This window comes from Pseudomonas bharatica CSV86 (genome assembly GCF_000319305.2).
Classification (GTDB): Bacteria; Pseudomonadota; Gammaproteobacteria; order Pseudomonadales; family Pseudomonadaceae; genus Aquipseudomonas; species Aquipseudomonas bharatica.
The window spans coordinates 395,514-420,981 of sequence record NZ_AMWJ02000001.1 but is presented as its reverse complement, the minus strand read 5'-3'; the positions used below and the strand labels follow the sequence as shown (position 1 = coordinate 420,981).

20 protein-coding genes and 3 pseudogenes are annotated in these 25,468 nt (G+C 63.2%); 8 read left to right on the top strand and 15 right to left on the bottom strand.

Annotated features, from left to right (window positions below; translation table 11 throughout):
• The first annotated feature begins 30 nt into the window (after positions 1–30).
• A complete protein-coding gene (locus CSV86_RS01975; protein WP_009399826.1) occupies positions 31–2,439 on the top strand; it encodes a glucose/quinate/shikimate family membrane-bound PQQ-dependent dehydrogenase in 2,409 nt (802 codons plus the stop codon).
• A gap of 93 nt (positions 2,440–2,532) precedes the next feature.
• Here CSV86_RS01975 and CSV86_RS01970 read toward each other — a convergent pair whose 3' ends face one another.
• The gene (locus CSV86_RS01970; RefSeq protein WP_009399827.1) at positions 2,533–2,979 is read right to left on the bottom strand and encodes a ubiquitin-conjugating enzyme family protein; all 447 of its coding nucleotides are present in this window, start codon (positions 2,977–2,979) and stop codon (positions 2,533–2,535) included.
• 177 nt (positions 2,980–3,156) lie between these two features.
• Here CSV86_RS01970 and lon point away from each other — a divergent pair, with 177 nt between their 5' ends.
• Together lon and CSV86_RS01960 are read left to right on the top strand one after the other, a co-directional pair.
• Positions 3,157–5,580, top strand: a complete 2,424-nt coding sequence (lon, locus tag CSV86_RS01965; RefSeq protein WP_009399828.1) for an endopeptidase La — start codon at positions 3,157–3,159, stop codon at positions 5,578–5,580.
• Positions 5,581–5,775: 195 nt separating this feature from the next.
• Positions 5,776–6,174, top strand: a complete 399-nt coding sequence (locus CSV86_RS01960) for a protease inhibitor I42 family protein (RefSeq protein WP_009399829.1) — start codon at positions 5,776–5,778, stop codon at positions 6,172–6,174.
• Here CSV86_RS01960 and CSV86_RS01955 read toward each other — a convergent pair.
• Positions 6,171–7,124, bottom strand: a complete 954-nt coding sequence (locus CSV86_RS01955) for an alpha-xenorhabdolysin family binary toxin subunit B (RefSeq protein ID WP_009399831.1) — start codon at positions 7,122–7,124, stop codon at positions 6,171–6,173. The two genes, CSV86_RS01960 and CSV86_RS01955, sit on opposite strands and share 4 nt — an antisense overlap.
• Positions 7,121–8,329, bottom strand: coding sequence for an alpha-xenorhabdolysin family binary toxin subunit A (locus tag CSV86_RS01950; protein ID WP_009399833.1), 1,209 nt, complete (start codon positions 8,327–8,329; stop codon positions 7,121–7,123). The genes CSV86_RS01955 and CSV86_RS01950 overlap by 4 nt, the downstream gene beginning before the upstream one ends.
• Positions 8,330–8,544: 215 nt before the next feature.
• On the opposite strand from CSV86_RS01950, the gene cmoA reads away from it, so the two are divergent.
• From cmoA to CSV86_RS01930, 4 genes are all read left to right on the top strand, one after another.
• Positions 8,545–9,288 (top strand): carboxy-S-adenosyl-L-methionine synthase CmoA, encoded by a 744-nt coding sequence (cmoA, locus tag CSV86_RS01945; RefSeq protein ID WP_009399835.1) that lies wholly within the window; start codon positions 8,545–8,547, stop codon positions 9,286–9,288.
• Positions 9,285–10,241, top strand: a complete 957-nt coding sequence (cmoB, locus tag CSV86_RS01940; protein ID WP_009399837.1) for a tRNA 5-methoxyuridine(34)/uridine 5-oxyacetic acid(34) synthase CmoB — start codon at positions 9,285–9,287, stop codon at positions 10,239–10,241. The genes cmoA and cmoB overlap by 4 nt, the downstream gene beginning before the upstream one ends.
• 229 nt (positions 10,242–10,470) lie before the next feature.
• The gene (locus CSV86_RS01935) at positions 10,471–11,145 is read left to right on the top strand and encodes a heavy metal response regulator transcription factor (RefSeq protein WP_009399840.1); all 675 of its coding nucleotides are present in this window, start codon (positions 10,471–10,473) and stop codon (positions 11,143–11,145) included.
• The gene (locus CSV86_RS01930; protein ID WP_009399842.1) at positions 11,142–12,521 is read left to right on the top strand and encodes a heavy metal sensor histidine kinase; all 1,380 of its coding nucleotides are present in this window, start codon (positions 11,142–11,144) and stop codon (positions 12,519–12,521) included. Before CSV86_RS01935 ends, CSV86_RS01930 begins: the two co-directional genes overlap by 4 nt.
• Before the next feature lie 88 nt (positions 12,522–12,609).
• Here CSV86_RS01930 and pdxJ read toward each other — a convergent pair whose 3' ends face one another.
• From pdxJ to rpoE, 10 genes and pseudogenes are all read right to left on the bottom strand, one after another.
• Positions 12,610–13,353 carry a pyridoxine 5'-phosphate synthase gene (gene pdxJ / locus CSV86_RS01925; RefSeq protein WP_009399844.1) on the bottom strand — a complete coding sequence of 248 codons (744 nt, stop codon included), beginning with the start codon at positions 13,351–13,353 and terminating at the stop codon, positions 12,610–12,612.
• Between the two features lie 44 nt (positions 13,354–13,397).
• Positions 13,398–14,080: pseudogene (gene recO / locus CSV86_RS01920) on the bottom strand (DNA repair protein RecO).
• 54 nt (positions 14,081–14,134) lie between these two features.
• Positions 14,135–15,037 (bottom strand): GTPase Era, encoded by a 903-nt coding sequence (era, locus tag CSV86_RS01915; RefSeq protein ID WP_009399847.1) that lies wholly within the window; start codon positions 15,035–15,037, stop codon positions 14,135–14,137.
• Positions 15,030–15,719, bottom strand: coding sequence for a ribonuclease III (rnc, locus tag CSV86_RS01910; RefSeq protein WP_009399849.1), 690 nt, complete (start codon positions 15,717–15,719; stop codon positions 15,030–15,032). Before rnc ends, era begins: the two co-directional genes overlap by 8 nt.
• A 233-nt stretch (positions 15,720–15,952) precedes the next feature.
• Positions 15,953–16,807, bottom strand: coding sequence for a signal peptidase I (lepB, locus tag CSV86_RS01905; RefSeq protein ID WP_009399851.1), 855 nt, complete (start codon positions 16,805–16,807; stop codon positions 15,953–15,955).
• A gap of 5 nt (positions 16,808–16,812) precedes the next feature.
• Positions 16,813–18,611: pseudogene (gene lepA / locus CSV86_RS01900) on the bottom strand (translation elongation factor 4).
• A 188-nt stretch (positions 18,612–18,799) separates the two neighbouring features.
• Positions 18,800–20,178, bottom strand: a pseudogene (locus CSV86_RS01895) (DegQ family serine endoprotease).
• 316 nt (positions 20,179–20,494) lie between these two features.
• The gene (locus CSV86_RS01890) at positions 20,495–21,460 is read right to left on the bottom strand and encodes a MucB/RseB family sigma factor regulatory protein (protein ID WP_009399858.1); all 966 of its coding nucleotides are present in this window, start codon (positions 21,458–21,460) and stop codon (positions 20,495–20,497) included.
• Positions 21,461–21,486: 26 nt separating this feature from the next.
• Positions 21,487–22,080: a sigma-E factor negative regulatory protein gene (locus CSV86_RS01885; protein WP_009399860.1), complete on the bottom strand. Its 594-nt coding sequence runs from the start codon at positions 22,078–22,080 to the stop codon at positions 21,487–21,489.
• Positions 22,081–22,111: 31 nt separating this feature from the next.
• Positions 22,112–22,693, bottom strand: a complete 582-nt coding sequence (rpoE, locus tag CSV86_RS01880) for an RNA polymerase sigma factor RpoE/AlgU (RefSeq protein ID WP_003252049.1) — start codon at positions 22,691–22,693, stop codon at positions 22,112–22,114.
• Positions 22,694–23,150: 457 nt separating this feature from the next.
• Between rpoE and nadB the strand changes: the two genes are divergently transcribed.
• A complete protein-coding gene (nadB, locus tag CSV86_RS01875; protein WP_009399867.1) occupies positions 23,151–24,767 on the top strand; it encodes an L-aspartate oxidase in 1,617 nt (538 codons plus the stop codon).
• Here nadB and CSV86_RS01870 read toward each other — a convergent pair.
• Both CSV86_RS01870 and CSV86_RS01865 read right to left on the bottom strand, forming a co-directional pair.
• Positions 24,736–25,188, bottom strand: a complete 453-nt coding sequence (locus CSV86_RS01870) for a protein YgfX (protein ID WP_009399869.1) — start codon at positions 25,186–25,188, stop codon at positions 24,736–24,738. The genes nadB and CSV86_RS01870 overlap by 32 nt on opposite strands.
• On the bottom strand, positions 25,172–25,426 hold the full coding sequence (locus CSV86_RS01865) for an FAD assembly factor SdhE (RefSeq protein ID WP_003252043.1): 255 nt from the start codon (positions 25,424–25,426) through the stop codon (positions 25,172–25,174). The genes CSV86_RS01870 and CSV86_RS01865 overlap by 17 nt, the downstream gene beginning before the upstream one ends.
• Positions 25,427–25,468: the final 42 nt, after the last annotated feature.

Sequence of the window (25,468 nt, the reverse complement as noted above, 5' to 3'; positions counted from 1 at the left end):
GACGATTCAACATTGATGGAGAACCTTCCAATGAGCGCAGACGGAACCCGCTGGCTACCGAGACTGCTCGGTGTGCTGCTATTGCTGATGGGCATGGCCCTGGTGGCCGGCGGCATCAAGCTGATGCAACTGGGCGGCTCGCTGTATTACCTGATCGCCGGCATCGGCTTCGCCGTGTCCGGGATCATGCTGCTGGCCTTGCGCAAGCACGCCCTTGGCCTCTACGGGCTGGTGCTGCTGGGCAGCACCGCCTGGGCCCTGTGGGAAGTGGGCCTGGACTGGTGGCAACTGGTGCCGCGCCTGTCCCTGTGGTTTGCCCTTGGCGTGGTCTTGCTGCTGCCCTGGGCGCGGCGGCCACTGCGGGGCCTGGCCGGCCAGCCGGCGCGGGTCAACCTGGCGGTGCTTGGCGTAGCCGTGGTCGCTTCCGGCGCCACCGCGATTGCCAGCCAATTCACCCATCCGGGCGAGATCAAGGGCGAGCTGGGGCGTGACACCACCACCTTGTTCAGTACCGCACCGGACATGCCCGACGGCGATTGGCAGGCCTATGGCCGCACCGAATATGGCGATCGCTACTCGCCGCTGCGGCAGATCACCCCGAGCAACATCTATCAGCTGGAAGAAGCCTGGCGCATCCGCACCGGCGATCTGCCCAGTGCGGACGACCCGGTCGAGCTGACCAACCAGAACACTCCGCTCAAGGTCAACGGCATGCTCTACGCCTGCACGGCGCACAGCAAGGTGCTGGCCCTGGACCCGGATACCGGCGCGGAAATCTGGCGCTTCGACCCACAGATCAAGAGCCCGTCCGGCAGCTTCAAGGGCTTTGCCCACATGACCTGCCGAGGCGTGTCCTATTACGACGAGAACAACTACGTCAACGCCGACGGCAGCCCGGCACCGAAGATCAGCGAAGCCGGCCAGGCCGTGGCCCGCGCCTGCCCGCGGCGTCTCTACCTGCCGACCGCCGACGCCCGGCTGATCGTGCTCAACGCCGACAACGGCAAGGTCTGCGAAGGCTTCGCCAACAACGGCACCATCGACCTGACCCAGGGCATCGGCCCGTTCACCGCCGGTGGCTACTATTCCACCTCGCCGGCAGCCATCACCCGCAGCCTGGTGATCATCGGCGGCCACGTCACCGATAACGAATCGACCAACGAACCGTCCGGCGTGATCCGCGCCTATGACGTGCACGACGGCCGTCTGGTGTGGAACTGGGACAGCAACAACCCGGACGACACCAAGCCGCTGGCCCCGGGCAAGACCTACAGCCGCAACTCGGCGAACATGTGGTCGCTGGCCAGCGTCGATGAAAACCTCGGCATGGTCTACCTGCCCCTTGGCAACCAGACCCCGGACCAATGGGGCGCGGACCGCACGCCGGGCGCCGAGAAATTCAGTGCCGGCATCGTTGCCCTCGACCTGGCGACCGGCAAGGTGCGCTGGAACTACCAGTTCACTCACCATGACCTGTGGGACATGGACGTCGGCAGCCAGCCGACCCTGCTCGACCTGAAGACTGCCGATGGCGTCAAGCCGGCGCTGATCGCCCCGACCAAGCAGGGCAGCCTGTATGTCCTCGACCGTCGCGACGGCACGGCTATCGTGCCGATCCGTGAGATCCCCGTGCCGCAGGGCGCGGTACCGGGCGACCACACTTCGCCGACCCAGGCCCGCTCCGACCTCAACCTGCTCGGCCCGGACCTGACCGAACAGGCCATGTGGGGCGCCAGCCCGTTCGACCAGATGCTCTGCCGCATCCAGTTCCGCGAGCTGCGCTACGAAGGCCAGTACACCCCGCCGTCGGTGCAGGGTTCGCTGGTGTATCCGGGTAACGTCGGGGTGTTCAACTGGGGCAGCGTATCGGTGGACCCGGTGCGTCAACTGCTGTTCACCAGCCCGAACTACATGGCCTTCGTCTCGAAAATGGTGCCGCGTGCCGAGGTGGCCGAGGGCAGCAAGCGCGAAAGCGAGACCAGCGGCGTGCAGCCCAACACCGGTGCACCTTATGCGGTAACCATGCACCCGTTCATGTCGCCACTGGGCGTGCCGTGCCAGGCACCGGCCTGGGGCTATGTGGCGGGGATCGACCTGCTCAGCAACAAGGTGGTGTGGAAGCACAAGAACGGCACCAGCCGCGACAGCTCGCCGATTCCGATCGGCCTGCCGATCGGTGTGCCAAGCATGGGTGGTTCGATCGTCACCGCCAGTGGCCTGGGCTTCCTCAGCGGCACCCTGGACCAGTACCTGCGCGCCTATGACGTCAATACCGGCAAGGAACTGTGGAAATCGCGCCTGCCGGCGGGTGGGCAGGCGACACCGATGACCTACACCGGCAAGGATGGCAAGCAGTATGTGCTGGTGACTGCCGGCGGGCATGGCTCGCTGGGGACCAGGATGGGCGACTACATCATCGCTTACAAACTGCCTAACTGATTGCCCTTGAGGGTCTCATCGCTGGCAAGCCAGCTCCCACAAGTCCTGTGGGAGCTGGCTTGCCAGCGATGAGGTCCTCAAGTTCACCGCAAATCACATGGCGTACGTCTGCGTCCACTCCCGCGCCGTCCTGTCGAACTGAGCCCGCACCCGCTGATACTCCGCCGCCGCTTCCAGGTTCAACGCCCCACGCGGCTCCGGATCCGCCAGCAGCGCCTGCACGCTCAACAGCACCTTGGACAACGTCAGCGCCGGGCTCCAGTTTTCGTCGAGAATCTCCAGCCCGATCTCGCCATCCTCATCGATATTCGGATGCCAGACCCGCGTCTTGAACACCAGTTTCAACGGCTTTGCCGGATACTCCCGGGGAAACTGCACATCCAGGAAAAACACCCCGCCCTCATAGGGCGTATCCCTCGGCCCCATCACCGTGGCCTGCCAGTGATAGAAATCATCACCCACCGGCCCGGCCGAACAATTGGCCGGCGGATCCTTGCTGATGTCCTGCAACTCACGGTGGATGCGCTTCAGTGCGTCCATTGACGACTCCTTTGACCCGATCAGGCGACAGGCAGCAACAGTAGCACTTCGCAATCAGTTTTCCCTACATGCACTAAGCTGCATTTTCACCGGGCCTTCCCGACAAAAGCCGTCCGGTATTGAAACCACCCTCGGACCGCCCCATCTAAGCACCATAGTCATTCACGCAGGTGCCCCATGAGCGACCAGCAGGATCTCCCGGAACATCCCGACGAATACGCCGAAGTCGAACATCTCGATACCACCGACCCCACCGGCCGGACCCTCGCCCTGCCCGGCCAGCAACTGCCGGACAAGGTCTACGTGATCCCGATCCACAACCGCCCGTTCTTCCCCGCGCAGGTGCTGCCGGTGATCGTCAACGAAGAGCCCTGGGCGGAAACCCTCGACCTGGTAGCCAAGACCCCGCACCACAGCCTGGCCCTGTTCTTCATGGACGAGCCGCTGCAGGACCATCGTCATTTCGACACCTCGGCCCTGCCGCTGTACGGCACCCTGGTCAAGGTGCACCACGCCAGCCGCGAGAACGGCAAGCTGCAGTTCGTTGCCCAGGGCCTGACCCGGGTGCGTATCCGCACCTGGCTCAAGCATCATCGCCCGCCCTACCTGGTGGAAGTCGAATACCCGCACCAGAGCCCCGAGCCCACCGACGAGGTGAAGGCCTACGGCATGGCCTTGATCAATGCGATCAAGGAACTGCTGCCGCTCAACCCGCTGTACAGCGAAGAACTGAAGAACTACCTCAACCGCTTCAGCCCCAACGACCCGTCGCCACTGAGCGACTTCGCCGCCGCCCTGACCTCGGCCACCGGCCAGCAGCTACAGGAAGTGCTGGACTGCGTGCCGATCCTCAAGCGCATGGAGAAAGTCCTGCCGATGCTGCGCAAGGAGGTGGAGGTCGCGCGCCTGCAGAACGAGATTTCCGCCGAGGTGAACCGGCAGATCGGCGAGCACCAGCGCGAGTTCTTCCTCAAGGAACAGCTCAAGGTCATCCAGCAGGAGCTGGGCCTGACCAAGGACGACCGCAGCGCCGACCTCGAACAGTTCAAGCAGCGCCTCGACGGCAAGACCCTGCCCGCCGCCGCGCAGAAGCGCATCGACGAAGAGATGGGCAAGCTGGCGATCCTCGAGACCGGGTCACCGGAGTACGCGGTGACCCGCAATTACCTGGAATGGGCCACCGCCCTGCCCTGGGGCGTGTATGGCGAAGACAAGCTGAGCCTCAAGCACGCACGCAAGGTCCTCGACCAGCATCATTCCGGGCTGGAGGACGTCAAGGACCGTATCCTCGAATTCCTCGCGGTCGGCGCCTACAAGGGCGAGATCAGCGGCTCCATCGTGTTGCTGGTGGGCCCGCCGGGCGTGGGCAAGACCAGCATCGGCAAGTCCATCGCCGAATCCCTGGGCCGGCCGTTCTATCGCTTCAGCGTCGGTGGCATGCGCGACGAGGCCGAGATCAAGGGGCATCGCCGCACCTATATCGGCGCCCAGCCGGGCAAGCTGGTGCAGGCGCTCAAGGATGTCGAGGTGATGAACCCAGTGATCATGCTCGACGAGATCGACAAGATGGGCCAGAGCTACCAGGGTGATCCGGCCTCGGCACTGCTGGAAACCCTCGATCCGGAGCAGAACGTAGATTTCCTCGATCACTACCTGGACCTGCGCCTGGACCTGTCCAAGGTGCTGTTCGTGTGCACTGCCAATACCCTGGATTCCATCCCCGGCCCGCTGCTCGACCGTATGGAAGTGATCCGCCTGTCTGGCTACATCACCGAGGAAAAACTGGCGATCGCCAAGCGCCATCTCTGGCCCAAGCAGTTGCAGAAGGCCGGGGTCGCCAAGGCCAGCCTGAGCATCAGCGATGCCGCGCTGCGTACGGTCATCGAAGGCTATGCCCGCGAGGCGGGTGTGCGCCAACTGGAGAAACAACTGGGCAAGCTGGTACGCAAGGCGGTGGTACGGCTGCTGGATGAGCCGGACGCGGTGATCAAGATCGGTCCGAAGGACCTCGAGGCGGCGCTGGGCATGCCGGTGTTCCGCAGCGAGCAGGTACTGGCCGGCAAGGGCGTGATCACCGGGCTGGCCTGGACCAGCATGGGCGGCGCCACCCTGCCGATCGAAGCGACACGGATCCATACGCTCAATCGCGGCTTCAAGCTCACCGGGCAACTGGGTGACGTGATGAAGGAATCGGCAGAAATTGCCTACAGCTATGTCAGTTCGCACCTGAAACAGTTTGGCGGCGATCCGACCTTCTTCAACGAAGCCTTCGTTCACCTGCACGTGCCGGAAGGCGCAACGCCGAAAGATGGCCCGAGCGCCGGCATCACCATGGCCAGCGCCCTGCTATCGCTGGCGCGTGACCAGGCGCCGAAGAAAGGCGTGGCGATGACGGGAGAGATGACCCTGACGGGAGCGGTCCTGCCAATTGGTGGGGTACGCGAGAAGGTGATCGCGGCGCGCCGGCAGAAGATCTTCGAACTGATCCTGCCAGAGGCGAACCGGGGTGATTTCCTGGAACTGCCGGAGTACCTGAAACAAGGGCTGACGGTGCATTTCGCCAAGCGCTTCGGGGATGTGGCCAAGGTTCTGTTCAACTGAGTTTTTGAGGGCCTCATCGCTGCGGTGCGGCGGTCCGACAAGCCAGCTCCCACAGGTCCAGCGGAGCACGCGGACCCTGTGGGAGCTGGCTTGCCAGCGATGAGGCCCTCAAAATCACCAGGTAGAACCCGACAACCCATCCGGTTTAAGCTCCGAGGCCGATACCCAAAGCCCACCCGCGTTCCGGAGTGCTGCATGACGATCCGCCGTACCGCCCTGCTGTCGGGCCTCACCTTGTTGGCTGCCTGCTCCCACGACACCACCCGCACCGAGCCTGTGGTGGTGGAAAAGCAGAGCCAATGCCCGGTCGACCTGAGTATCGGCCAGGCGCTGATCCTCACCCTGCCGAGCAATCCCAGCACCGGCTATCGCTGGCAGGTGCAAGATGCCGCAAGCAGCGTCCTCGGCGCCTTGGGCCCCGAGGTCTATCGCAGCAACGACAACACCGGCATGGTCGGTAGCGACGGCCAGTCCACCTGGCGCTTCCGGGCCAAGGGTGCTGGAGAAGGCCATCTGGTTCTGGTCTACCAGCAGCCCTGGGCTCCGGAAGAGTCGCCAGTGCAACGCTTCGACTGTACCGTCAAGGTGCGCTAGAGCTCCTCGTAGCGACGCCGCACGGCCAGTAGCCAGGCTTCCATTGCGCACAGGGCGTCGGCCATGGCCTGCAATTCAGTCTGTGCGCTTACCGCTTCGACCCGCTCTGTCCAGCCCCGGGCCAGCATTCCTGCGTTTTCCAGCCACTGGTCCCGCACCCCGCCGAGGGCGGCAACGCCGGGCAACTCCGCCAGTTCGCTTTCCACGGCTGCGCGCCGGGCCTTCCAATTGCAGACTTCATCGAGCAGTACTCCGCGCTCGATGACCAAGCTCATGCGCAACTTGATGACACCACTCAGCTTGCGTCCCTCGAGCAACCCGGCGACCTTGTCCACGAAGATCCGTGCAGCAGCCATCAGGCTGTCCGGGTCCACCCCTTTCACGAGCATTTTCTGTATCAAGGCGATTTCAGCTTCGGTCGGAACCATACCTTTGAAGACCCGTTGCAGGTCCGGCACCTCGAAAGCGTTGATCACTTCGCTCATGGCTTCGATCTGGGCATTGAAGCCCTCGATGCGGGCTTCCTGACTGGCGATAGACGCGTTCAGGGTATCCCGTTGATCCGCAAGCGCGTCGACGCGCTCCTGTACTGCAGGAAGCCTGGCCTTTCCCAACTGCGCCAGGGCATCGACGATTTCCTGGCCTTTGGCCTGCAAACGCTGCCTATCGCGCAGGGCGTCCTGCTCCAGCACCTGAACCTGGCCCGGGTTCTGGGCAAGAACAGGCGCCAGGTCGCCCCATTTATGATTGCCCACCAGCACCAAGGCGCTGAGGACGCGCTCGGAAAGCAGGCGATCGGTATCCAGCAGGCGTTCGGACAGGCCGGTCAACTGCTCGCGAAGGGCCGGCAGCAGGGCTCCCGTGGTGCGATAAAGCTGCTTGAGGAAATCCTCCTTCAGGTCGTTCATCCGGCTGATATCCGGCAACGTCTGCGGGTTGAGCTGGTTCATGAAAAGGTTCCTTCCTTGCTGATCTCGTCCACGGTTTCGTTGAAGATCTTCGACAATTGCGAAGAGATGTCACGGATGCTGTGCCACGGGCGCAGAACCCGTTCGAAGCGCAGCATGAAGGTTGCCAGCTCGATGTCGGTGCCAATGAGTTCCAACTCCTCGCCAGACTGCTCGACATAGACGCCCAGCATATTCCAGACATCCTCGAGGTTCTTGGCGGCGGTCTGTACTTCGGTCAGGCGGAACTTCAGGTCGGCGATCTGCAGGGTGGTGGTTTCGAACACCCCGACCATGGGGCTTATCGCCTCGATCTGCTGCACCAGGGTCTCGCGCTTGCGGCGCAGGAGGTTGTTGGCCGCACGTACGCCCTCGGCCTGGGCACCGTAGATGCCTCCGGTTATCGCCACGCCAATGGGCCCGAACACCAATCCGGTGAAGGCCAGGCCAACCAGCTTCTGGTAGGAGGCATCCATCTTCTCGATTTCCTCGTCCAGCGGGGTGAGCCGCTGGCGCAAGTCATCGACGAGTTTTTCCGGGCTTATATCCTTGATCTGACGGTTCAGTGCATCGGTTTCCGGCCGCAACTGGCGAACCACCGCATCGGCGAACCACTGGGCACGCTCCTTGATTGCCGTGATCTGCTGGCGTACCTCGGCGATGTCCTCGGCGATGATGCCCAGATGGCTACGTAGGTCGGCCACCTGCTTACGCTCTCCTTTACCGAGCACCCTGAAGCCCGAACGGGCCAGCGAAACTTCGTCGACCACGTCACGCAGGCGAGCCTTGAGCGTGCGAAACGCCTCGGTCGCCTCGAGCTTCTCGATCAATGTCCTGCCATCCGTGATGAAGGAACTGGCGAATATCTCAAGACGGGTGCCGAGGCTCTTGGTTTCCCGCTCCAGTACATCCCAGGTCTCTACATGGGTACGCAGGTTGGTATACAGCCGATCCACCTGGGCGGCATCGATACCAATCAGGGACAGGTCGTGGGTACCGTTGATCTCGTCGATGCTCTTGGGCAGGCGCAGGACATAGTGGACGTAGCGCTTGATACTTCGCAGGTTGTCGGCCGTGAAGATCAACGCAGGCTGCATGCGGTTGTTGTCGGCGCGCCTGGAAATGACGTCGAAATATTGCTGGGGCACGAATTCGGCACGCTGTTGGGCATCCATGGCCTGCAACGAATCGTTTTCTTTGGTGGTCATGATCTTATCCTTGGCAAATAGCTGCCCTGTCTCCCAAGGCAGTGGAGTCACCCTAGGCCCCGAGGGACTTGCCCGAAATCGCCGGGCTTCGCCGCACAATGCGGGAAACCTCCGGCAACCCCTGGCGAAGTCGGGCATCCGTCCGGCAACGCATAGGCATGGCTTCCCCACTTGGCTAGAATGGCGCCCCGTTTCGACCATCCCGTGTACAGACCGTGAGCCAAGAACCCGACCGTCTATTTTCCGCCGCGCTGGACCAGGTGCCCGACTTCACCTTCAACGAAGATGTAGTGCGGGTGTTCCCCGACATGATCAAGCGCTCGGTGCCCGGCTACCCGACCATCGTCGAGAACATCGGCGTGCTCGCCGCGCAGTTCGCCCGGCCGGATACCCTGCTCTACGACCTCGGCAGTTCCCTCGGCGCGGTGACCCAGGCCCTGCGCCGGCATGTACGCAGCGATGGCTGCCGGGTGCTGGCGGTGGACAATTCCGCGGCCATGGTCGAACGCTGCGCCGAGTACCTGAAGGCCCAGGACGCCATGTACCAGGAGCTGCTCCCCGTGCAGGTGCTCGAAGCCGATATCACTGCGCTGGAACTGCAACCGGCCTCGGTGGTGGCGATGAACTTCACCCTGCAGTTCATCGAGCCGGCGGTGCGCCTGGCCTTGCTCGGCAAGATCCGCCAGGCCCTGGTGCCGGGTGGCGCCCTGATCCTCTCGGAAAAACTGCGCTTCGAAGACGCAGGCGAACATGCCCTGCTCACCGACCTGCATATCGCCTTCAAACGCGCCAACGGCTACAGCGAACTGGAAATCGCCCAGAAACGCAGTGCCATCGAAAACGTAATGAAGCCCGACAGCCTCGAAGAACACCGCACGCGCCTTGAGGCCGCCGGTTTCTCCAAGGTGGTGCCGTGGTTCCAATGCCTGAACTTCGCCTCCCTGATTGCCCTGCCATGATCGATCTTTCTCCTCTGGTCCGCCGCCTGGCGGGTACGCCCCTGGCGCACTGGTCGCAAGGCCTGCAAGCACAACTCGATGCCAAGCTGGAAAAAGGCCATGGCGACCTGGAGCGCTGGCAAAGCGCGCTGGACCGGCTGCCAAAGCTGATGCCGAGCGAGGTCGATCTGGTCAACGGCCTGCGCCTGGACTTCGCCTGCGACGAGGCCACCCGCGAACAGGCCCGCGCTGCCTTGATGGGCCTTTCGCCATGGCGCAAGGGACCGTTCGACCTGTTCGGCGTGCATGTGGATACCGAATGGCGTTCGGACTGGAAATGGGCGCGGGTCGCTCCGCACCTGGACCTGCGTGGCAAGCGGGTGCTGGATGTCGGCTGCGGCAACGGCTATTACCAGTGGCGCATGCTCGGCGCCGGTGCCGACAGCGTGATCGGCGTCGACCCCAACTGGCTGTTCTTCTGCCAGTTCCAGGCGGTGCAGCGCTACCTGCCGGACCTGCCGGCCTGGCACCTGCCCTTCGCCCTGGAAGACCTGCCGGCGGCGCTGGAAGGCTTCGACACCGTGTTTTCGATGGGCGTGTTCTATCACCGGCGCTCGCCGATCGAGCATCTGCTGGCGCTGAAGGATTGCCTGGTCAAGGGCGGCGAGCTGGTCCTGGAAACCCTGGTGATCGAAGGTGACGAGAACCAGGTGCTGGTGCCCGAGGACCGTTATGCTCAGATGCGCAACGTCTGGTTCCTGCCGTCGGTGCCGGCGTTGGAACGCTGGCTGCGACGGGCCGGTTTCAGCGACGTGCGCTGTGTGGATGTGAGCACCACCAGCGTGGAAGAGCAGCGCAGTACCGAGTGGATGAAATATCAATCCCTGAGTGATTTCCTCGACCCGCAGGATCACGGTCGCACCATCGAAGGATTGCCTGCGCCTCGGCGGGCTGTGCTGGTAGCCCGAAAGTAAGGTTGGCAGTTCGGGCCTCATCGCTGGCAAGCCAGCTCCCACACTGTGGGAGCTGGCTTGCCAGCGATGAGGCCGGGAAGAACACCTAACTTTCAAATGGCTGAAACATTACAAATCAGTAAACTTCCCCACCCCCGCAATCCCCTGTCATACCATCCCCTCCGCCCTTCTTGACCCTGAAGCTGCTTCAGGCCCGAGACTCGCCGCCTTTCCCATGCCAGAGCCTGCCATGCGCCTACTGATCATCGAGGACGAAGTCCGCACCGCCGATTACCTGCAACAAGGCCTGAGTGAAAACGGCTACGTGGTGGACTGCGCGCGGACCGGCACCGACGGCCTGCACCTGGCCCGGCAACAGCCATACGACCTGGTGATCCTCGACGTCAACCTGCCGGAGCTGGACGGCTGGACCGTGCTGCAACGCCTGCGCGCGCAGTCGGCGACGCGGATCATGATGCTCACTGCCCACGGCCGCCTGGCCGATCGGGTCAAGGGCCTCGACCTAGGTGCCGACGATTATCTGCTCAAGCCCTTCGAGTTCCCCGAACTGCTGGCCCGGGTACGCAGCCTGCTGCGCCGCAGCGAACAGCCGTTGCAGCCGGCCACCCTGAAAGTCGCCGACCTGGAACTCGATCCCGGCCGTCATCGCGCCTGGCGCGGGGGCCAGCGCATCGACCTGACCGCCAAGGAGTTCTCCCTCCTGCATCTGCTGATGCGCCAGAGCGGCGAAGTGCTGTCGCGAACCCAGATCATCTCGCTGGTCTGGGACATGAACTTCGACTGCGACACCAACGTGGTGGAAGTATCGATTCGCCGCCTGCGGGCAAAGATCGACGATCCGTTCGAAAGCAAGCTGATCCACACCCTGCGTGGCGTCGGCTACGTGCTGGAAGCCCGCGAATGAAGCCAGCGCGCCTGTCACTGCGCCTGGGCCTGAGCGTGATCCTGATGGGCGCGGCGCTGGTCCTGCTGCTGGCGGCGCTGGCGGTATTCGCCCTCGACCGGGAACTGGACCAGCGCGCCCGCGAGCATCTGCAACGCAAGATGGATCAGATCGAACATAGCCTTAACGTCGACCTCAAGGTCAGCGACCTCGGCGCCCGCGCCCATCCGCTGCTGGATGTAGTGATGGGGCATGACAACCTGAGTCTCAGTGTGGTCGAGCACAGCGCCCGGCACCCTGCGCGCTTGAGCCTGGGGCCCTTGCTGGAGGCGCCCAGCGAGCCGATTCCGGTCGGTCCGCGCCTGGGCTTCAGCGAATGGGTCGACAGCGACAAGAAACAACTGCTCACCGCGTCCCGCACCATGCGCCTGCAGGACGGCACGGCGGTGCAGGTGCTGCTGACGGTCAATCGCAGCGAAGACCTCGACCTGCTCCACGCCTACCTGCGCTCCACCTTGCTGGCCTTGCCCTTGCTGCTCGTGCTTATCGGGGTCTGCGCCTGGCGCCTGGTGCAGGGCGGGCTCGCACCGCTGCGGCGGTTCCGGCGAATCGCCGAGCAGGTCTCGGCCCAGGAGCTGAACCATCGCCTACCGGAAGACGGGCTACCGCTGGAGCTGCACACCCTGGCGCAGAGCATCAACGTCATGCTCGACCGACTCGAGAACGGCGTCGGTCAACTCGCGCAGTTCTCCGATGATCTCGCCCATGAATTGCGCACGCCGATCAGCAACTTGATGGGCAAGGCCCAGGTGACACTCAGCCGCGAGCGGCCGCCGCAGGACTACAAGCTGGCGCTGGAGGACAGCATCGAGGAACTGACCCGGCTGACCCGGATCATCACCGACATGCTGTTCCTGGCCCAGGTGGAGCAGCCCTCCACCAAGGTGCCGTTGAACCCCGTAGCGCTGGGCGAGGAGGTCCGCCGGGTGGTGGAGTTGTTCGAGCTGAGCGCGGAAAGCAAAGGGATAGAGCTGAAGGTACGCGGCTGGGGCACGGTGCGCGGGGATCGGTTGATGATCCAGCGGGCGTTGTCGAACCTGCTGAGCAATGCCATCCGGCATGGCGCCGAGGGACAAGCGGTGCGGATAGGGATAGAGCCGCAGGAAGCCGGGCTGAGCTGCTGGGTCGAGAACGAGGGGCCGGGTATTGCGGCGGAGCATGTACCGCATCTGTTCGAGCGGTTTTACCGGGCAGGGTGCGGGCGTTCGCGGCTGGACGGAGGGACCGGGCTGGGGCTGGCGATCGTCAGGTCGATCATGCAGGTGCATGGGGGACGGGTCGAGGTGGCGAGTGCGGTGGATGGGCCGACCCGGTTCAGCCTGGTTTTTCCCGACTGAATGTCAGGGCCTCATCGCGGGTGAACCCGCTCCCACAGAGTACGCGTAACCTGTGGGAGCGGGTTCACCCGCGATGAGGCCCGAAAGATCAACCGCGGCTGGCGGCCAGGATCAAAGCCTTCATTTCCGCCACGGCGCCCTTGAAGCCAACAAAGAGGGCATGGGCCACCAGCGCATGGCCGATGTTCAGCTCGTTGATACCCTTGATCGCCGCCACCGCCTCGACATTGTGGTAATGCAGGCCATGCCCGGCATTGACGATCAGGCCTTGGCCCAGGCCAAAGGCCACGCCATCGGCAATCCGCTTCAGCTCGTCAGCCTCTTGCGCCGGAGTATGGGCATCGGCATAACGCCCGGTGTGCAGCTCGATGGCCGGTGCACCGACGCGACGGGAGGCCTCGATCTGCCGCTCGTCGGCATCGATGAACAGGGATACTTCCGAGCCCAGCTTCGACAGGCGTTCCACCGCCGCCTTGATCCGCGCTTCCTGGCCGGCGACATCCAGCCCGCCTTCGGTGGTCAGTTCCTGGCGGGTCTCGGGTACCAGGCAGATATGCGCCGGACGAATGCGCTCGGCGAAGGCCATCATTTCCTCGGTGACCCCCATCTCGAAGTTCATCCGGGTTTGCAACACATCCTTGAGCACCAGTACGTCACGGTCCTGGATGTGCCGGCGATCCTCGCGCAGGTGCACGGTAATCCCGTCGGCACCGGCCTCCTCGGCGTCCAGCGCGGCCTTGACCGGGTCCGGGTAACGGGTACCACGGGCCTGGCGCAGGGTCGCCACATGGTCGATGTTGACACCGAGGAGGATGCGGTTGCTGTGGGTCACGAAGAAACTCTCCTGAAGATTGAGCCCGACAGCATACGTCGTGCTCAGCGCTTGCGAAACAGTTCGCGGCTGACCAGCGGACGACCGCCCAGGTGGACCGCCAGCGCCTGGCGCATCAGGCGCTTGGCCGCGGCCAGGACACCGGGGGCTTCCCAGTCGGCCTGCGCCATGGCCGCCAGGTCACGGCCGCTGAACAGGCCGGGCTGGAGCAGCCAGACCCGCTCCAGCCCGGCATCGGTCTGCAGGCGGTACCAGCCGTCGGGTTCAAGCACATCACCGTTGATGTCCTGGTCCAGGGCGAAGGCATAGCCGAGTTCGTCCAGCAGGCGCCATTCGAAACTGCGCAGCAAAGGCTCCAGCGCGCGCCCCTCGGCCAGGGCCTGCAAGGTCGCGGCGTAGTGGACGAATAGCGCTGGATGGGGATCCTCGGCCGGCAGCAGGCGAATCAGCAGCTCATTCAGATATAGCCCGCTGAACAGCGCATCACCGTGCAGCCAGGCAGCGACGCCGACGCTGTCGAGACGACCGACATTCTTCAGCTCGCCGCGCCCGCGCAGTTCAAGCTCCAGCGGCACGAACGGCCGTGCCAGGCTGCCGCCCTTGCCCGGGCGCGGCGCATGACCGCACGGAAACGCCCCTGCGGCGTAAGGAAATCCACCAGGGCACTGGTTTCGCGGTAGGCACGGTTATGCAGAACGTAGGCCGGCAGGGCCTCTGGCTGTTCCATGATGGCGTTCGCAGGAGAGTCGGCCCGACACCGGACGGTATCGGGCCAGGCGGATTACAGGTCGCCGTAGCCCAGGGAGCGCAGGGCGCGCTCGTCGTCGGACCAGCCACCCTTGACCTTGACCCAGAGGTTAAGCATGACCTTGGCGTCGAACAGCACTTCCATATCCTTGCGCGCCTCGGAGCCGATGCGCTTGATGCGCTCGCCCTTGTCGCCAATGATGATTTTCTTCTGCCCGTCACGCTCGACGAGGATCAGCGCGTGGATGTGCAGGACATGCCCCTGCTGCTTGAACTCCTCGATTTCCACGGTGATCTGGTACGGCAGCTCGGCACCGAGCTGGCGCATGATCTTCTCGCGCACCAGCTCGGCGGCAAGGAAGCGGCTGCTGCGGTCGGTGATCTGGTCTTCCGGGAAGAAGTGCTCGTTCTCCGGCAAGTGCTTGGCGATCAGCGCCTCCAGGGCCTCCAGGTTGTGCCCCTGCTGGGCGGAGATCGGCACGATCTCGGCATTCGGCAGTTGCTCCTGCAGCCATTGCAGGTGCGGGATCAGATCGGCTTTTTCTTCGATGCGGTCGGTTTTGTTGATCGCCAGGATCACCGGGCCCTGCACGTACTGCACACGTTCGAGAACAAGCTGATCCTCGTCGGTCCAGCGGGTGCGGTCGACCACGAAAATCACCACGTCGACGTCCTTCAACGCCGCCGAGGCCGTCTTGTTCATGTAGCGATTGAGCGCTTTTTCATTGCTCTTGTGCATGCCAGGGGTATCGACGTAGATCGCCTGGACATCACCCTCGGTCTTGATCCCGAGCATGTTGTGCCGGGTGGTCTGCGGCTTGCGCGAGGTGATCGCCAGCTTCTGCCCGAGGATGTGGTTGAGCAGCGTCGACTTGCCCACGTTGGGACGGCCGACGATGGCGACGTAGCCGCAACGGGTAGTGTTCTGTTCAGTCATTGCCATTCTCCACGCCCAGGGCGATCAATGCCGAAGCGGCAGCGACCTGCTCGGCGATACGCCGGCTGACACCCTGCCCCCGGCTTTTTTCGGTCAACAGGGTCACTTCGCACTCGACGAAGAAGGTCCGGCAATGCGGCTCGCCCTGGATATCCACCACTTCATAGCGGGGCAGTTCGCAGGCCCGGGACTGCAGGAACTCCTGCAGGCGGGTTTTCGGGTCCTTGTTGGTGTCCACCAGGGTCAGGCTTTCGAACTCACCGGCCAGCCACGACAGCACACGCTCGCGGGCGGTCTGCATGTCGGCGTCGAGGTAGATCGCGCCAATCAGGGCTTCCAAGGCATCGGCAAGGATCGACTCGCGACGGAAACCACCGCTTTTCAGCTCGCCCGAGCCCAGGCGCAGGTAATCACCCAGCTCGAAACCGCGGGCCAGCAGAGCCAGGGTCTCGCCCTTGACCAGGCGGGCGCGCAGGCGCGACAACTGGCCTTCGCGGGCCTGGGGGAAACGTTCGAAGAGGGCTTCGCCGGCAACGAAGTTGAGGATGGCATCACCGAGAAACTCCAGGCGCTCGTTGTTGCGGCCGGCGTAGCTGCGGTGGGTCAGGGCCAGCAGCATCAGCTCCTGGTTCTTGAAGCTGTAGCCGAGCTTGCGCTCCAGGCGACTAAGGGAAGGGCTCACAGTGACCCCACGCGAAGTTCGTGGCGGTTCAGCGGCGACGACGGGGCGCCGATGCCGCTCGGTTCAGTCCGGCCAGCGGCCGTCGAGATCAAAGCCTTGTTCAAATGCGGATCCTGAAAAACGTTTTGGATTCATTGCTGCTCGCCCGGATGGCTGGGAACCGCGTCCGGTCCCTCGTTACAGCCTATGCCAGAAAAGCATTCGGCGCCGTCCTGGGACAGCGCCGTGAAGTGCTACTTGATCAGCCCGACCCGGGACAGGCTCGGGAAGTGGCTGAGTTTCGGCTCGGGCCAGCTCATCCAGACGGCAAAGGCCTTGCCGACGATGTTCTGGTCCGGAACCATGCCCAGCAGCTCCTTGGGAATCGACGGGTCGTCCCAGTAGCGGCTGTCGTTGGAGTTGTCGCGGTTGTCGCCCATCATGAAGTAGTGGCCGGCAGGTACCGTCCACTGCTGGTCCGGCGGCATGCGGTAGCGACTCATTTCCTTGCGGATCAAGTGCTCGGCCTCGCCGAGCTTTTCCTTGTACAGCTCGGCGCTGCCCAGGGTACCCGGCTCGGCACCGACCAGTTGCTCGGCAACCTGCTGGCCGTTGACGTACAGGCGCTTGTCGCTGGTATAGCGCACCACGTCGCCCGGCAGGCCGACCACACGCTTGATGTAGTTGACGTTCGGGTCGCTCGGGTAGCGGAACACCATCACATCGCCACGCTGCGGGTCACCAACCTCGATGACTTTCTTGTCGATCACCGGCAGGCGGATGCCATAGGAGAACTTGTTGACCAGGATGAAATCGCCCACTTCCAGGGTCGGCTTCATCGATCCCGAAGGAATCTGGAACGGCTCGACCAGGAACGAGCGCAGCACCAGCACGATGAACAGCACCGGGAAGAACGACTTGCCGTACTCGACCAACAACGGCTCCTTGTTCAACTGCTCGAGCACCGACACTTCGGGCTGGCTGACGCTGCCCTGGTAGGTGGCGATGGCGGCCCGCCGACGCGGGGCCAGGAACAGCAGATCGATCAGCGCCAACAGCCCACAGACAAAGACTGCGATGACCAGCAACAGCGGGAAATTTAGTGACATAGGACCTAGCTATCCAACCGGAGCACGGCGAGGAAGGCTTCTTGTGGAATCTCCACGTTGCCCACCTGTTTCATGCGTTTCTTACCAGCCTTCTGTTTCTCCAGCAGCTTGCGCTTACGGCTCACGTCGCCACCGTAACATTTGGCCAGTACGTTCTTTCTGAGCGCCTTGACCGTGGTCCGGGCAACGATCTGGCCGCCGATGGCTGCCTGGATCGCTACGTCGAACATCTGCCGCGGGATCAGTTCCTTCATCTTCTCGGTCAACGCGCGCCCTTTGTAGTGCGCGTTGTCGCGGTGCACGATCAATGCCAGGGCATCGACCTTGTCGCCGTTGATCAGTACATCGAGCTTGACCAGGTTGGCCGACTGATAACGGTCGAAATGGTAATCCAGGGAAGCATAGCCGCGACTGGTGGACTTGAGACGGTCGAAGAAGTCCAGTACCACCTCGTTCATCGGCAGGTCGTAGCGCACCTGCACCTGCGAGCCGAGGAACTGCATGTCGCGCTGGACGCCGCGCTTCTCGATGCACAGGGTAATGACGTTGCCCAGGTGCTCCTGGGGCACGAGGATGGTCGCTGCGACGATCGGCTCGCGGAAGTCTTCGACCGAGGAGATGTCCGGCAGTTTCGACGGGTTGTCGACGTAGATGGTTTCGCCAGTCTTGAGCTTGACCTCGAAGATCACGCTCGGCGCGGTGGTGATCAGGTCCAGGTCGTATTCGCGCTCCAGGCGCTCCTGGATGATCTCCATGTGCAGCATGCCGAGGAAGCCGCAACGGAAGCCGAAGCCCAGGGCGTCGGAGCTCTCCGGGGTGTACTGCAGCGACGAGTCGTTCAGGGTCAGCTTCTGCAACGCATCGCGAAAATCTTCGAAATCGTCGGAACTCACCGGGAACAGGCCGGCATATACCTGCGGCTGGATCTGTTTGAAACCTGGCAGCACTTCGACTTCGGGCGTCGAGGACAGGGTCAGGGTGTCGCCCACCGGCGCACCGAGGATTTCCTTGATGCTGGCGATGATGAAGCCCACTTCACCGGCCTTGAGGTCGGCGGTGACCGTGTGTTTCGGGGTGAAGACGCCGACGCTGTCGACCAGGTGCACCTTGCCGGTGGACTTGACCAGGATCTTGTCGCCCTTCTTCACGCGGCCGTGGCGCACGCGGACCAGGGACACCACGCCCAGGTAGTTGTCGAACCAGGAGTCGATGATCAGCGCCTGCAATGGCGCGTCGATCTCGCCTTCCGGCGCCGGAATGGTCTGTACCAGGCGCTCGAGCACGTCATTGACGCCCATGCCGCTCTTGGCCGAACAGGCCACGGCGTCGGTGGCGTCGATGCCGATGATCTTCTCGATTTCTTCCTTGACCCGGTCCGGATCGGCCTGGGGCAGGTCCATCTTGTTGAGGACCGGCATGACTTCAAGGCCCTGTTCGATGGCGGTATAGCAGTTGGCGACGGACTGCGCCTCGACACCCTGCCCGGCATCGACCACCAGCAAGGCGCCCTCGCAGGCAGCCAGCGAACGGCTGACTTCATAGGTGAAGTCGACGTGGCCGGGGTATCGATGAAGTTCAGCTGGTAGGTTTTGCCGTCGCCTGCCTTGTAGTGCAGGGTGACGCTGTGGGCCTTGATGGTGATTCCGCGTTCGCGCTCGAGGTCCATGGAATCGAGAACCTGCGCCTCCATCTCACGGTCGCTCAGGCCGCCGCACATCTGGATGAACCGGTCAGCCAGGGTCGACTTGCCGTGGTCAATGTGGGCGATGATGGAGAAATTGCGGATATGACTCAAATCACTCACGGATCAACACTCAAAAAGGCCGCGGGCCGGACGCCCGCCGAAAAATAGCCGGGAATTGTACCTGATGCCGATGGGTTGTGGGAGATTCCGTTCGGCAGCATCACGGTCTTGTGGCGGCTTTAGAAAGCAGAAAGCTGCAAGAAGAGCAGTTGCCCTTCTTGCAGCTTATGGCTTACCGCTTGTGGCTATTATTCAGCCAGCTTGAAGGTAATGAAACTTGCACGCCCCTGGCGCAGGACACGCATGGACACCGAACGGTTCTTCGGCAGTTCCTTGGCGATCTCGGTGAACTGCTTGGCCGAGGTGATCGCCTGGTTGTTCAGGTGGCTGATCACATCGCCCGGGCGCAGGCCGATCATGGCTGCGGGGCCGTCCTGGACATCCTTGATGACCACACCGCCTTGCAGCTCAAGGGTTTTCTTCTGCTCGGCGGTCAGGTCCGACACGCTCACACCCAGGCGGTTGCTGCTGCGCTCGACGGCGCCGCCGGGGTGGTGGTGACTTCCGCGTCTTCGTCAGGCAGGGCGCCGATGGTCACATCGAGGTTCTGACGCTTGCCGTTGCGGATGATATCCAGACGGGCCTTGGCGCCGTCCTTCAGGCCACCGACCAGGTGCGGCAGGTCAGCGGACATGACGATCGGCTGGCCGTTGAGGCTGAGGATCACGTCACCCACCTGCAGGCCGCCCTTGGCCGCCGGGCCGTCTTCCAGGACCTGGGCCACCAGCGCGCCGGCCGGCTTGTCCAGGCCGAAGGATTCGGCCAGGTCCTTGTTGACTTCCTGGATCACCACGCCGAGCCAGCCGCGACTGACCTTGCCATCCTTCTTCAACTGGCTGGAGACATCCAGCGCCACGTCGATCGGGATGGCGAACGACAGGCCCATGAAGCCACCGGAGCGGGTGAAGATCTGCGAGTTGATACCGACCACCTCGCCATTCATGTTGAACAGCGGGCCACCGGAGTTGCCCGGGTTGATCGCCACGTCGGTCTGGATGAACGGCACATAGGTGTCGTTCGGCAGGGTGCGACCCTTGGCGCTGACGATACCCTTGGTCACCGAGTGGTCGAAACCGAACGGCGAGCCGATGGCCAGTACCCATTCGCCGACCTTGAGCTTCGACGAGTCGCCCAGCTTGACCGTCGGCAGGTTCTTGCCGTCGACCTTGAGCAGCGCCACGTCGGTACGCGGGTCGGTGCCGACCAGCTTGGCCTGCAGCTCGCTGCGGTCGGACAGGCGAACGATGATTTCGTCGGCGTCGGCGATCACGTGGTTGTTGGTCAGCACGTAACCATCATCGGAAATGATGAAGCCCGAGCCCAGCGATTGCGCTTCGCGCTGGCGGTCGCCACGGGGCTGGCGCGGCTGCTGCGGAATGCTGCGCTCGAAGAACTCGCGGAACATCGGCGGCAGACCTTCCAGGTCCGGCATCTGTCCGTTGGCGTACTTGCGGTCCGGCAGCTTCTGCTTGGTACTGATGTTCACCACCGCCGGCGAGGCCTGCTCGACCAGGGTGGTGAAGTCCGGCAGGGCTTCGGCTTGCACAGTGGCCATCTGGCCGAGCATAAGCACGGCAGCAAACAGCGATAGGTAGGATTTCAAGCGTGGTATCGACATACGGCTCCCGTCACAACGAGCGTGGTTAAGCAGTAGGGTCCTGCCCATGAAAAAGGCCCGGTTGCAACCTTAAGGCTGCGACCAGGCCTGGAACATCGGCATTTCTTGAGGCTGCAACAGCAGGAAAGGCCAGACCCGCAAGGGCCTGACCTATAGAAAAATCTGGGTGGATTTGCAAACTTGAAGGCTTACCAATCATGTCAGTGGCTCTGGGACATGCCTTTCATCCTTTCTCGTCCATGTATGGGATGCAACTCCAACATCGTTACTGACTTGCCTGGACGTCCTGGGGGCGCATCGACAAGGCCACATGCTCGGCGGTACCGATGGGGATCTCCCCGACCACCGTCACCATCACCTCGCCCTTGGGCGTGGTGAGCTGTCGCGAGACCGCAACGGTCGGGCCCAACTGGGTGCGCGTATCGAAGCCACCACCGCCGTCCAGCGCCTCGAGGAATACCGAGAAGCGGGCCAGGCCATCGTCATACATTAGACTGCTGACGCTGTGCTTGCCGTCGGCATCCTTGCGTACGCTGCTGTTGACCAGTTCAAAGCCGGGCGGCAACCACTCCGAGCGCCAACCGGCAACGGCCTCGTGGGGTTTGTCGGCAGACTGGGCTACTGCACGGCAATTGGCACTGGGCTTGAGCTCGGCATCGTCGGGGATGTCGCGGGTATCCAGGCGGGTGAACTGGAAACGTTCGAGCAACTGCTCCTTGTCATTGATCAACAAGGATTTGAGCGGCAGCGCGGTCTGCTTGTCCAGGTGCAGCTCGAAGGCATAGCGGTGCTGGTCACGCGGACGCAGGGTAACGATCACCACATCGCGTCCGGCTACCCGGGATTGCCCGGCAACGCTCAGGTCGTACCAGTTCATCAGTTTCAGGGGATCGAGCACTCGCGCCACGGACTGTGTCGCATTGCCCACGCCTGCCACCAGGCCTCCGCTCACGCACTGGGTCTGGCCATCCACGCGCACCACTTCCTGGGCCGGGCCGTCGAGCTGCAGCAGCCGCTCGCTGACCTTGCCGTTCTGGACGCGATGCCAGATGTCATGGGTGGAAAAACTGCCGTTGCGTTCGTAAACGAAAGTGCCCTGGTAGCTCTGCTCCTGATCGGCCCGGGCCAGTCGGTTCAGCCAGTCAGCGGCTTCGGTCGACGAATTGGCAGCATGGGCCGGCAGGGTCAGACAACCGCTGAACAGAAGCGGTATGAGAGGTAGCGCGCGCATGATCCTCCTTACGGGTGTTTCAGCTCTCAGCGATTTTCCAGGCTGGCCGCACGGGCGTAAGGCAACGCGCTTTCAGTACCCTTCACGGCAGCTTCCTGGGCGTGCTGGCGCAGGTAGCCAGGCAGACGCTGGTCTTGCCAGCCGCTTTGCCCCTGCAGAACGCCGTTGGCCATCGGGCCTGGGGCCTGCTCGGCGCTTTCGCTGTAGCCCGCCAGAACTGCCGGCCCTTGCACTTGCGGAGCGGCCAGGCCTTGCTGGGCAGGCTGCTGGGCCGCCAGTTGCGCACCGGCGATGTCATCCTGGTTGTACAGGCGAACACCGGCCAGCACGGCCAGGGTAACCGAGGCAGCCACGGCCAGGCGGCCAACGCTGCGCCATGGGCCGCGAGCGACCTTGGCCGGAACGGCTTCGTCAGCCAGGGCTGCGGAGACTGCCGAAGCGATGTCCAGTTTCGGCATCAGCAGTTCCTTGTGCATCGCTGCACGGGCTACCTGGTAACGCGACCAGGTGGCACGGGTTTCGGGGTCGTCCGAGGCACTCAGTACCCGACGCAACTCCAGTTCGTCCGCTTCGTTATCCATCACCGCGGACAGCGATTCCTGCAAAGCTTCACGACTCATGGCGGTTCCTCTCTTGGCTGTCGCCGCTGTCTCAGGTTTCCTGCAACAACGGCTGCAGGGCTTTGTCTATGGCCTCCCGAGCGCGGAAAATTCGAGAGCGCACGGTACCCACCGGACATTGCATGACGCTGGCAATGTCCTCGTAACTCAGACCATCGAATTCACGTAAAGTTAACGCAGTACGCAAATCTTCCGGCAGTTGCTGGATGGTCCGATGGACGGTGCCTTCGATCTCATCGCGCAACAGCGAACGTTCGGGGGATTCGAGGTCCTTGAGGCCATGATCGCCGTCGTAAAACTCTGCATCCTCTGAACTGACATCGCTGTCCGGTGGCCGCCGACCGCGGGACACCAGATAGTTTTTCGCCGTGTTGATCGCAATCCGGTAAAGCCAGGTGTAGAAAGCACTGTCACCCCGGAAATTGCCAAGAGCACGGTAGGCCTTGATGAACGCTTCCTGCGCAACATCCTGGGCCTCATGGGTGTCGTGCACGAATCGCACGATCAACCCGAGAATCTTGTGCTGATACTTCAGCACCAACAGATCGAAAGCTCGCCTGTCGCCGCGCTGTACGCGCTCGACCAGCTGCTGATCCTCTTCCTGGGTTAGCATGAACACTCCTCGGTGAACCTGGAGGAGTGTCGCTTCGGCCATCGCTCAGGCTTGCAACCATAGACTCGGGCTTTGTGCAAAAGTTCTCCCCCTCCAGACAAGTTTCCTGCGGCCCTTGGTTGGCTCGCACGAAAACGCAGCGCGGTCGTGGCCGGCTGCGTCGATAAATCAGTCTTCTATACATGAGCAACGGCTGAAACCGGCTGTTGCCTCCCGTCATCACGGCTGCTGACTCATGGGCAACCCTCTATGGATATTCGCGATTCCGAGAAAGTTCCCACATGCGACAGGCAGAACGGCGTCATGACATGGAAATCCGGGCGTCGAGGCTGCTATAAAGGCAGCCCACCGAGATTCACGATAGTTTCACAATGCCATAAACGCTTGACCATTGTGCCGATACCACTGCCCTTATTCCAGTGTCCTACGTGGTCGCTCCGCGCGGAAATCCCAAGACATGAGCCAACAATTCCAACATGACGTCCTCGTGATCGGCAGCGGTGCCGCGGGCCTGAGCCTCGCGCTGAACCTGCCGGCGCACCTGCGCATCGCCGTCCTGAGCAAGGGCGACCTGGCCAACGGCTCGACCTTCTGGGCCCAGGGCGGCGTGGCCGCGGTGCTCGATGACACCGACACCGTGCAATCCCACGTCGAGGACACCCTCAACGCCGGCGCCGGCCTGTGCCATGAAGACGCCGTGCGCTTCACCGTCGAGCACAGCCGCGAGGCCATCGAGTGGCTGATCGACCAGGGCGTACCCTTTACCCGCGATGAGCATGCCAGCGTAGATGACGGTGGTTTCGAGTTCCACCTGACCCGCGAGGGAGGCCATAGCCATCGGCGCATCATCCATGCCGCCGACGCCACCGGTGCGGCGATCTTCACGACCCTGCTCGAACAGGCCCGCCAGCGTCCGAATATAGAACTGCTCGAACAACGGGTGGCAGTGGACCTGATCACCGAACGCCGCCTTGGCCTGGACGGCGAGCGCTGCCTCGGCGCCTATGTGCTTAACCGCGGCAGCGGTGAAGTGGACACCTACGGCGCACGGTTCACCGTTCTGGCGACCGGTGGCGCGGCCAAGGTCTATCTCTATACCAGCAACCCGGACGGCGCCTGCGGCGACGGCATCGCGATGGCCTGGCGCGCCGGCTGCCGGGTGGCGAACCTGGAATTCAACCAGTTCCACCCCACCTGCCTGTACCATCCGCAGGCCAAGAGCTTCCTCATTACCGAGGCCCTGCGCGGCGAAGGCGGCCTGCTCAGGCTGCCCAATGGCGAGCGCTTCATGGAACGCTTCGACCCGCGTGCCGAGTTGGCCCCGCGGGACATCGTGGCACGCGCCATCGACCATGAGATGAAGCGCATCGGCGCCGATTGCGTGTACCTGGACATCAGCCATAAGCCGGCAGACTTCATCAAAAGCCATTTCCCCACCGTGTACGAACGCTGCCTGACGTTCGGCATCGACATCACCCGCCAGCCGATCCCGGTTGTTCCCGCTGCCCACTACACCTGTGGCGGAGTGATGATCGACCAGGACGGCCGCACCGACGTGCCCGGCCTCTACGCCATCGGCGAAACCAGCTTCACCGGCCTGCACGGCGCCAACCGCATGGCCAGCAACTCGCTGCTGGAATGTTTCGTCTACGGCCGCTCGGCCGCCGCCGACATCGTCGCCCAACTGGACCAAGTTGAAACACCAAGGTCCCTGCCCTGCTGGGACGCCAGCCAGGTGACCGACTCGGACGAGGACGTGATCATCGCGCACAACTGGGACGAACTGCGGCGCTTCATGTGGGACTACGTGGGCATCGTGCGCACCAGCAAGCGCCTGCAGCGTGCCCAGCACCGGGTGCGCCTGCTGCTGGACGAAATCGACGAGTTCTACAGCAACTACAAGGTCAGCCGCGACCTGATCGAGTTGCGCAACCTGGCCCAGGTCGCCGAACTGATGATCCTTTCGGCCATGCAACGCAAGGAGTCCCGCGGGCTGCATTACACCCTGGACTATCCGGAGCTATTGCCCGAGGTGCAGGACACTATCTTGCAGCCGCCCACCTTTTCCGACTGAACTTCAAGCGCAGCCGCAGGCGCCGGTGCTGCACCGGCTCCAGCGCGTCATGGCCGATGCACTGGCTGCGTGCAAACCACTGCCCGGCACGACGAAACCTCAGGATGACCAACCCCGGCAGCGCCACGCTGTCGGGGCGCATCTGCACGGCGTGCCAGCCACGGGCGTCGCTCCACAACTGCCAGCCGCTGGCATCGCGGCGCAGGCCGGTGATCGCGTGGGGATGAGTCAGGAGAATATGCCGCGGAATGACCCAGCAGGCGTGACCCAGGCATAGCGCCAGGCCAGGAATGATGAAAAACAGGGGAATCGCCAGCAGGCCCAGGGCAACCATGGCCAGCGCCAGGCAGGCGAGATAGAGCGCCAGCAGGGTTTTCGAGCCCTGCCAGCGACACTCGAAGCGGTCACTTGGGCTGGACACGGTCCAGGATGATCCGAACCATGCGCTGCAGCTCCGGATCTTCCGACTCGGTGCGCTCCATGAACCAGCCGAACATGTCCTGATCCTCGCAGCTCAGCAGACGCACGTACAACTCGCGGTCCGTCTCGTTCAGGGTCGGATAGACCTCCTGGGTGAAAGGTACCAGCAGTACGTCCAGCTCCAGCATGCCGCGGCGGCTGTGCCAGAACAGGCGATTGAGTTCAGTTTGTTCGACCATGGGGCCCTCCTCGAAAAGGCCGCCAGTATACAGACCGAACCG

Bases quoted from the DNA above. Each gene is read 5' to 3' on its own strand.
- CSV86_RS01975 (WP_009399826.1), top strand. From the start codon at position 31: ATGAGCGCAGACGGAACCCGCTGGCTACCGAGACTGCTCGGTGTGCTG.
- CSV86_RS01970 (WP_009399827.1), bottom strand. From the start codon at position 2,979: ATGGACGCACTGAAGCGCATCCACCGTGAGTTGCAGGACATCAGCAAG.
- lon (WP_009399828.1), top strand. From the start codon at position 3,157: ATGAGCGACCAGCAGGATCTCCCGGAACATCCCGACGAATACGCCGAA.
- CSV86_RS01960 (WP_009399829.1), top strand. From the start codon at position 5,776: ATGACGATCCGCCGTACCGCCCTGCTGTCGGGCCTCACCTTGTTGGCT.
- CSV86_RS01955 (WP_009399831.1), bottom strand. From the start codon at position 7,124: ATGAACCAGCTCAACCCGCAGACGTTGCCGGATATCAGCCGGATGAAC.
- CSV86_RS01950 (WP_009399833.1), bottom strand. From the start codon at position 8,329: ATGACCACCAAAGAAAACGATTCGTTGCAGGCCATGGATGCCCAACAG.
- cmoB (WP_009399837.1), top strand. From the start codon at position 9,285: ATGATCGATCTTTCTCCTCTGGTCCGCCGCCTGGCGGGTACGCCCCTG.
- CSV86_RS01935 (WP_009399840.1), top strand. From the start codon at position 10,471: ATGCGCCTACTGATCATCGAGGACGAAGTCCGCACCGCCGATTACCTG.
- CSV86_RS01930 (WP_009399842.1), top strand. From the start codon at position 11,142: ATGAAGCCAGCGCGCCTGTCACTGCGCCTGGGCCTGAGCGTGATCCTG.
- era (WP_009399847.1), bottom strand. From the start codon at position 15,037: ATGACTGAACAGAACACTACCCGTTGCGGCTACGTCGCCATCGTCGGC.
- lepB (WP_009399851.1), bottom strand. From the start codon at position 16,807: ATGTCACTAAATTTCCCGCTGTTGCTGGTCATCGCAGTCTTTGTCTGT.
- CSV86_RS01890 (WP_009399858.1), bottom strand. From the start codon at position 21,460: ATGCGCGCGCTACCTCTCATACCGCTTCTGTTCAGCGGTTGTCTGACC.
- CSV86_RS01885 (WP_009399860.1), bottom strand. From the start codon at position 22,080: ATGAGTCGTGAAGCTTTGCAGGAATCGCTGTCCGCGGTGATGGATAAC.
- rpoE (WP_003252049.1), bottom strand. From the start codon at position 22,693: ATGCTAACCCAGGAAGAGGATCAGCAGCTGGTCGAGCGCGTACAGCGC.
- nadB (WP_009399867.1), top strand. From the start codon at position 23,151: ATGAGCCAACAATTCCAACATGACGTCCTCGTGATCGGCAGCGGTGCC.
- CSV86_RS01865 (WP_003252043.1), bottom strand. From the start codon at position 25,426: ATGGTCGAACAAACTGAACTCAATCGCCTGTTCTGGCACAGCCGCCGC.